The following is an 8,658-nucleotide window of genomic DNA, read 5'->3' on the forward strand; positions in this document are numbered from 1 at the left end:
TGGTCATTGGCCCGCAGGCCTCAGAACTGCCAGTCCAGGGTCAGGCCGACCCCGTGACTCTTGTCCCGAGAACCCAGCAGGCCGTTGTAGTCCAGATTTACCCGGGTATCGCGCCCCAGCAACAGGCCGGCGCGAGCCCCGACCACAGCGGCGTTACGGTCCAGCGCAACGCTCTGTATGTTGAACGAACCACCATTGGCAAAAGCCAGGTGCTGATCCGAATGGGTGTCGCTCAGGTTGTGCTGCCAGCCTAGGGTGCCGGCCAGTTCCAGCTGCCGGGCATCGGACAGGGCGAAGCGTTTGCTGGCCCGCAGGCCGAGGGTCGAAAGCACTGCGTCGCGGTTGTCATCGCCGCTGCGCAGTGCGGTAGCCCCGCCTTTTTCGCGGAAGCTGTCGTTGCCCACATGCACGTAGGCCAGGTTGACGAAGGGCTCCAGCGCCACACCCGGCAGCGCCACTTGCCACGCCGCTTCGGTGAACAGTTGGGCGGTCTGGGCGTCGCGCTTGACCTTTTGCCGGTCCGAGAACTCGCCGTATTGCAGGTCGCGCTTCACATCGATGCGATGCCAGCTGTAGGAACCGCCGACGCTCAGGCGCACGGCATCCAGCTGATGGCCCAGGTAGGCACCCAGGTGATAGCTGTCCACCTCTGCCTGGGAATGGGTGCCGTCGCCCATGCTCAGGGAACTGTCGCTGTAGCCGGTGAACAGGCCGAGACGGGTGTCTTCGGCGATCAAGCCATCGACCCCGGCGAGCAGGCCGCCGATCGAAGTGGTGTAGTTGGCATGGTCATAACCGCCATCGGCCTTGCCCCAGGCCCCCAGCACCTTGAACCATACGTTGTTGTCGCTGGCCGCGGGCGCCGACGAATCGAGCAGGCCGTCCTGACGCAGACGGTCGCCCACCGCATCGCGCAGCTGGCGGCTGTCGTTGATCAGCAGCGTGCCGATGGCCGGATGGATCTCCCCGGTCAATTGCTGGAAGGCCTGTTGCGCGCCGGCGGCGTTCTCCGACAGCAGCAGGCTTTCATACACCGGATTGCCCGCCCCCAGTCGCTCGGCGGCGGCCGCCACGGAACGCTGGTTCGGGGTCAGGCCAACGTCGCTGAAGGACGTGGCGTTACGCGCGACCTGTAACTGCACGCCGGTGGCCGAGTAATCGAGGCTGCCACCCATGAACAGGTAGTTCGGCGCCACCGAACCGAAACGGCCTTCGATGCCGCCGGCCGCCTGCAGGATGTTGTATTGCCGGCCGAGCAGGCTTTGCGCCTCGCGGGCGCTGAGCAGGGTCGGGCTATTCTCCAGGGCCAGGGTCACATTGGCCCCTTCGACGGTGGCCTTGCCGCCAGCGACTATCTGGTCGCTGCTGGTGGGCGACAGCTCCACCGCGTAGGTCGAGCCCGGTTGCAGGGTCACGTCGCCCGCCACCTGCAAGGTGCCGATCGAGTTGCCCGGCGCCACGGTACCGCCGCGGTTGGCGGTCAGCGCGGCGATGCGCCCGTTGCCGCCGAGGATGCCGCTGTCATTGACCGTCACCGCCGAGGCCAGCGAACCATTGATGGCCAGGCGTCCCTGATTGACCAGGGTCGGGCCGCTGTAGCTGTTGTTGCCGGTGAGTACCAGGGTGCCAATGCCCTGCTTGGTCAGGCCACCGTGTCCGGAAATGTCGTTGCGCCAGACATCCAGCCCACAAGACAGGCCAGTGCACAGGCGCTCGGTGGGTTTGCCGGCATCCACCACGGCGCCGATGCCGGGCAGGTCGACCACGAACTGGCCGGAGCCGTAGGCGCCTTCGACACGGAATTCCTGGGGAATGTCCGCTTCGGTGACGAACATGCCCGGACCGTCGATGCCCTTTTGCAGGTTGATCATGCCCCAGCCGTACAGCGCGTCGATGCCGGGATCGCCCATGTCGGTGGCGGTGGTCCTGAGCACCGTGGCGATCTGCGAAGCGCTCATGTACGGAAAGCGCTCCATCAGCACCGCCGCCGCGCCCGCCACATGGGGCGCGGCCATCGATGTGCCGCTCTTGTTGGCATAGCCGATGGTCATGTCGTCCAGGTTGGTGCCGCCAATCACCGCACTGTAGACCCGTGTACCCGGCGCCGAGACGCAGAAGCTCGCGGTGTAGCCGCAGCGCGAGGAAAAGGTGCTGAGGGTGTAGGGATTGGGGCTGGCGGTGTCCGGGTTCTTCTGCAAGGCCGCCACCGTCATCCAGTTCGGCGCGATTTCCGGCACGAAATAGGCCAGGCCGGCGATGGCGTCCGGGTTGTTCAGGTTGTAGTCGTTACCGGCGGCGAAGATGGTCAGCACACCACCGCGGGCCGCGTCGATCGCCCCGCTGTAGGCGCCACCCTGGCGGGTGCCCAGCAGCGGCTGGATCTGGTCGAACTGCAACTGCGCGTCCTGCACGGTGAAATGCGGAAAGGCCGGGTCGCGACCGCCCTGGTCGAAGCGGTCGGTGATGCCGATGCCCCAGCTGTTGTTGATGATCCGCGCGCCGCTGTTCACCAGGGCATCCCAGCCGGCCCGGTAGACCGCGCCGTCGTTGCCGAGAATGATCCCGTCCTCGGGGCCCGGGTCGCCGTTTTCGGCACTGATGATCTGCGCGTCGAAGGCCACGCCATGCATCGGCCCGCCGTCGCGGCTGCCGGCGGCGATCCCGCCGACGTGGGTGCCGTGGGAGCCGAGCTTGCCGTCGGAGCCCACCGAGGGCGTGCCGTCATAACGGAAGGCATCGCCGGCTTTGACCGGAATGTAGGGGTCGGTGTATTCGCGGATGCCGCTGGTGACCAGGGTGATCACCTTGTTGCTGCCGCTGAATTCCGGGTGCTGGGCATACACCGGCTGGTCGAAGATCCCCAGCTTGACGCCCTTGCCGGTATAGCCGGCGGCATACGCCTGCTCGGCATGGATCGCCCCCAGGCCCCATTCGGCGTTGAACTCGGCACTGCGCCAACTGCCGGGATCGCCCGGCTGGCCGCTTTCCACATAAGGCGCGGCCTGGGCGTTACCCGCCACGGCCAGGCCACAGATCAAAGCGCCGCAGGAGGCGCGCACCAGGCTGTTGGCCGCCGGAGCAGCCCCCGTAAATCTGTATTTCATCGGTACCTTCCTTAGTTGCCTTACTAGAAATAGTTGCCTTGCTAGAAACACCGCGCCAGACCCAGCGCGGCTGGTTTTACCGAACAGCCGGCCCGTCAACGGCGAGCCGTGCTGTGCCGATAGCGGCTGTCGTGCCGACGCGACCTTGCGTCAGCACGGCGGTCTCGGGAGCCGGTCAGAACTGCCAGTTCAGGCTCAGCCCCGCCCCGTGGTTCTTCTCGCGGCTGGCCAGCTGGCCGTTGTAATCCAGGCTCAGGCGCAGGTCGCGGCTCAACGCCAGGCTGGCATGGGCGCCGACCAGCGCGGCATTGCGCGGCAGCGAGGTGCTTTCAACGCTGAACGGCGTGCCGCCGGACGCAAAGGCCAGGTGTTCCTCGGCCCGGGTGGTGCTCAGGTTGTGCTGCCAGCCCAGGGAGCCGGAAAGGTCCAGGCGGGTTTGCCCGGACAGCTCGAGGCTTTTCAGGGCGCGCAGGCCGAGGGTGCTGAGCATGGCTTCGCGACTGTCGCTGCCGCCTTTCAACGCCGCGGCGTCGCCCTTCTCGCTGAAGCTGTCGCGGTGCAGGTGCACGTAGGCCAGGTTGGCGAACGGTTCCAGGGCCAGCGCCGGCAGGTCGAGGCGATAAGCCGCCTCGCCGAAGACCTGGCTGGTGCGGGCATCGACCTTGGCTTTCTGCTTGCCGCTGACTTCGCCGAACTGCAGGTCGCGCTTAACGTCGGCGCGATGCCAGCTGTGCGCCGCGCCCGCGCTCAGGCGCCAGGCGCCCAGCTCGTGGCCGAGGTAGGTGCCCAGGTGATAGCTGTCCACCGAGGCCTTGGAATGGGTACCGCCACCCATGCTCAGGGAGCTGTCGCTGTAGCCGGCGAAGGCGCCCAGGCGCGTGCTGTCGCTGAGCGCGCCATCGGCTCCCAGCAGCAACCCGCCGATGGACGTGTTGTAGGCCTCGGTGTCGTGGCTGCCGTCGTTCTTGCCCCAGGCGCCCAGCACCTTGAGCCAGAGGTTGCCCTCGCTCTGCACCACCGCGCCCGGCACCTGCAGACGCTCGCCGACCGCCTCGCGCAGCTGACGGCTGTCGTTGAGCAGCATCGAGCCCAGCGCCGGGTAGATTTCCCCGGACAGCTGCTGGAACGCCTGTTGCGCCACGCCGGCGCTCGGCGAGCGTAGCAGGCTTTCATACACCGGGTTACCGGCCCCCAGTTGCTCGGCGGCGGCCGCCACCGAGCGCTGGTTCGGGGTCAGGCCGACACTGGCGAACGAGGTGGCGTTACGCCCGATGCTCAGCTGCACGCCACTGGCCGAATAATCGAGGCTGCCGCCGAGGAACAGATAGTTCGGTTCCACCGAGCCGAAGCGCCCGTCGATGCCGTTCGCCGCCTGGAGGATCTGGTACTGGCTGCCGATCAGGCTTTGCGTCTGTTGCAGGCTGAGCAGCTGCGGGCTGTTTTCCAGGGCCAGGGTGACCCCGGCGCCGTTGAGGGTGGCCTTGCCGCCAGCGACGATGCGGTCGCTGCTGGTGGGCGACAGCTCCACCGCATAGGTCGAGCCCGGCTGGAAGGTCACGTCCCCCGCCACCTGCAAGGTGCCGATGGAGTTGCCCGGCGCTACCGTGGCGCCGCTGTTGGCCAGCAGCGCGCCGATGCGTCCGGAGCCGCCGAGGGTGCCGCCGTCATTGACCGTGACACTGGATGCCAGCGTACCGTTGACCCTCAGCAAGCCGCCATTGACCGTGGTCGCCCCGCGATAGCTGTTGTTGCCGCTGAGCACCAGCCAGCCGGCGCCGGACTTGATCAGGCTGCCCTCGTACACCCGCTGCGCGGCGGCCGCGTCGCGGGCCATGCCGACGGCGTAGTCGGTCTTGTCCTGCTGGCTGGCGCCGGCGCCCAGGCCGTTTTCCCAGCCCTTGTCCTTCAGGGTCTGTTGCCAGGCCGCGTGTTCGGCGGCGTCCTCGCCCTGGCGCTGCAACAGCGCCTTGTCCGAGATGTCGTTGCTCCAGACATCGCCCTGCCCGGCACCCAGGTTGGCGTCGAACGATCCCAGCAGCTGCCCGGGGCCGTGCATGGCCCGCTCCAGGTTGGGCACGCCCCAGCCGACCAGGCTGGTGGGCGCCTCGGTGATCGAACCGTCCAGCTGGGTGGCGGTGGTCAGCAGCACCTCCAGGGCCTGCTGGTTATTCAGGTAGGGATAACGCCCCATCACCAGGGCCAGCGCGCCCGTGGCATGGGGCGCGGCCATCGAGGTGCCGGACTTGGTGGCATAACCGCCGCCGGGCACGGTGCTGGAGATCAGCCGCCCGGGCGCCGCCACGCACCAGTACTTGGCGATGCCGCACTGGTTGTAGCGCTGCTGGTTATTGGCATCCAGGCCGGACACCGCCAGCCAGTGGCCTTCCAGCTCCGGCTGGAAGTACGGCAGCGCCGCGCGCACGCTGGCGTTGGCGTAACCGCTGTTGCCGGCGCTGAACACGTTGATCACACCCTGGCGCGAGATATCGGCCGCCGCGTCCAGCCAGGTGCCCTGGCCATAGTGCTGGGCATAGGCGGCGTGCAGGTCGCCCAGGGTCTGGTAGCTGACACCCGGCGGCTGGCTGCCCCAGCTGTTGTTGATGGCGCGCACCCCGGCATCCGCCAGGGCGCCGTACACCGCCTTGAAGTACTGCGGGTCCGGGGTCGGGCCGAACAGGAAGCTGTCGTTCTTGTTGGTGTTGCCCACGTAGACCTGGGCATTGAAGGCCACGCCGTGCATGCCAACGCCGTCGCGGGCCGCGCCCATAGTGCCGGTGACATGGGTGCCATGGCTGTCGTTGTTGCCGTTGAGCACCCCGGAGACGCTGAACGGCGTGCCGTCGACGTAGCTGCCGGTGGCGGTGACCCCGTGGAAGCGCTCCGGCGAGGCTTCGCCATGGCTGGCGTCGAAGCCCGAGTCGAGGGCACCGATCTTCACCCCGCTGCCGGTGATGCCGGCGGCATAGGCGGAACTGGCGCGCATGCGTTCCAGGCCCCAGTCCTGGGTGTATTCGGCCGATTGCCAGCTGGCCGGCACCCCCAACTGGCCGGTTTCCTGGTACTGCGCCTGGACCATGCCGGGCAGTGCCAGCGCCGACAGCGTGGAACAGGCCAGCAACGAGCGGCGACTCAGCGCCTTGAGCTGATAAAAGCGTCTATCCATGTGATGACTTCTCGTTTTTTGTTTTTGTCGAAAATGTCAGGTCGGGCCGCCCGCGGCCGCCTTGTTTGTCAGTTCATGATCCGGGCCTGAAGGCTTCGTCGACCCGGGCCAGGTCGTCTTCACGCAGGGTGCCTGCGTAGTAGTGCAACTTGGTCCAGGCCATCAAATAGTCGTAACGGGCCTGCGCCAGGTCGCGGCGCGTGGTGTACAGCTGCTGTTCGGCGTTCAGCGCGTCAAGGTTGACCCGTTCGCCGCCGAGGATGCTCTGCTTGGTCGAGACCACCAGGGCCTCGGCCGAGGTCAGCGCCTTCTGATAAGCGCGCAGCTTGCTGACCCCGGACAGGCAGGCGCTGAACTGGCGCCGCAGCTCGATCAGGGTGGTGCGGGTCTGCGAATCCAGTTCGTACTCGGCTTGCTCCATGGTGCGGCTGGCCTGGCGGGTGGCCGCCGAGACCCCGCCACCGGCGTACAGCGGCATGCTGATTTCGATGCCGATGGTGTTGGTGTCGTAGCGCTGGTTGTAGGTGTTGCCGCTTTCCGACTCGACCCGGCGCGAGGTGGCATAGGCGCTGAGCCGCGGCAGATGGCCGGCGCGGTTGCGCTCGATCTCGTAACGCGCCACTTCCACGGCCTGGCGCTGGGAGGCCAGGTTCGGGTTGTTGCTGATCGCCAGCTCATGCCAGGCATCGTAGTTGGCGGGCGACAGGGTGAAAGACTCGAAACGTTCGCGCAGCGGGTCGAGTTCGCGGATGTCCACGGTCGGCACGCCGATCAACGCGCCCAGTTCGCGCAGCGCCGCGTCCTGCTCGTCGCGGGCCTCGATCTCCTCGGCGGTGGCCAGCTCGTAGCGCGACTCCGCTTCGAGGATGTCGGTGCGGGTGCCCTCGCCCTGGCGAAACATGTGCTCGTTCTGCTGGAACTGCTGCTCGAAGGCCTTCTTCTTGGCCTGGGCGATCTCGATCTGATCCTGGGCGAACAGCGCCTGGGTGTAGTAGGTCAGCACCCGCACTAGCAGTTCCTGGCTCTTGCCGCGAAAGTTCTCGTCGGCGAACAGCGCCTGGGCCACGCCCTTGCGGTAGGAGGCATAGGCCTCGTAGTCGATCAGCGGCTGTTGCAGGGTGAAGGTAGAGCCGTAGCTGTCGTAGTTGCGGTCATCGTGGCTGGTGCCGCCGCGACCGTCGGGCACGGTGGCCTGGGAGTTATTGCGGCCCTTGTTGTAGCTGTAGTTGAGTTTCGGCAACAGCCCGGCGCGGCCGATGATGCGGTTCTCCAGGCCGGCATCGCGCTCCTTGATCGCGCCGAGGAACACCGGGTCGTTGCGCAAGGCCTGTTCGTAGACCTGGAACGGCCCCATGGCCTGGGCGTGGGTGCATACCAGTAAAGCGACTGTGGCTCCGAAGATGGAAAGCTGACTCATGCGACGGAACATCCTTATTCCTCGGTCAATGCGGAACCCGCCCGGTCGAGCAGGGGTTTGAACAGGTAGTTGAGCAGCGAGCGCTCGCCGGTACGGACGAACATCTCCGCCGGCATGCCCGGCTTGATCACCAGGCCATTGAGTTTTTCCATGGCCTGGTCGCTGACGCTGCTGCGCAGCACGTAGTACGGCACACCGGTCTTTTCATCGACCATCTGGTCGGCGGAGATCAGGCTGACCTCGCCGGACACCCGCGGCGTGCGGCTCTGATTAAAGGCGGTGAAGAGGATGTCCACCGGCAGGTGGCTGCCGACCTTGTCGATCAGGTTCACCGGCAGGTGCCCTTCCACTTCCAGGCGGGTGCCCTGGGGCACGATCTCCAGCAGGTTTTCCCCGGGGCGGACCACGGCGCCTTCGGTGTGCACCCCGAGGTTGACCGCGATGCCGTCGGCGGGCGCGAGGATTTCGCTGTGCTGCAGGTCGAAACCGGCCGAGGTCAGTTGCTGTTCCAGGGTCAGGCTTTTCAGCTGGGCTTCGGCCAACTGGCTGCGCACTTCCTTCTGGTACTCCTCGTTGTGCTGCTGCAACTTGAGCCGCGACTCGAGAATGCCCTGCTCCACCCGCCCGCTTTCGCCGGTGTTCTGCGCCAGTTCCTGCTGCACCTGGGACAGCTGGCGCTGGTACTCCATCAGGCGGTTGCGCGGAATGTAGCCGTTGTCCGCCAGGGGCTGCAGGTTGGCCAGTTGCTGGCGCAGGGACTCGGCCTGGTTGTTGAGGTCGGTACGCGCGCGGCGCATCCCGGCCAGTTGCGCGGTGGCGCCTTCGATATTGGCGCGGATCCCGGCCTGCTCGCGGGCGAAGGCTTCGCGCCGGCTGCTGAACAGTTGCCGCTGGCCCTCCAGCACCAGGGCCAGGCGTGGGTCGGGGTCGGCACTCAGGGCCTCGGGGAAATTCACCTGCTTGAGGTTGTCGCG

At 66.9% G+C, this 8,658-nt stretch carries 4 protein-coding genes; all 4 read right to left on the minus strand.

From position 1 onward, the window contains the following. Nucleotides 1-20 precede the first annotated feature (20 nt). A complete protein-coding gene (locus tag CRO75_RS30685; protein WP_097140326.1) occupies nucleotides 21-3,104 on the minus strand; it encodes an autotransporter serine protease in 3,084 nt (1,027 codons plus the stop codon). A 175-nt stretch (nucleotides 3,105-3,279) separates the two neighbouring features. Further along, on the minus strand, nucleotides 3,280-6,267 hold the full coding sequence (locus CRO75_RS30690; RefSeq protein ID WP_097140329.1) for an autotransporter serine protease: 2,988 nt from the start codon (nucleotides 6,265-6,267) through the stop codon (nucleotides 3,280-3,282). 73 nt (nucleotides 6,268-6,340) lie between these two features. After that, nucleotides 6,341-7,696 (minus strand): TolC family outer membrane protein, encoded by a 1,356-nt coding sequence (locus tag CRO75_RS30695; protein WP_097140331.1) that lies wholly within the window; start codon nucleotides 7,694-7,696, stop codon nucleotides 6,341-6,343. Between the two features lie 2 nt (nucleotides 7,697-7,698). Beyond that, a partial coding sequence (locus CRO75_RS30700; RefSeq protein ID WP_097140333.1) for an HlyD family type I secretion periplasmic adaptor subunit occupies nucleotides 7,699-8,658 on the minus strand: 960 nt, incomplete at its 5' end.

The sequence above is a fragment of the Pseudomonas sp. LAMO17WK12:I10 genome (assembly GCF_900215185.1).
In the GTDB taxonomy this organism is placed as follows: Bacteria; Pseudomonadota; Gammaproteobacteria; order Pseudomonadales; family Pseudomonadaceae; genus Aquipseudomonas; species Aquipseudomonas chlororaphis.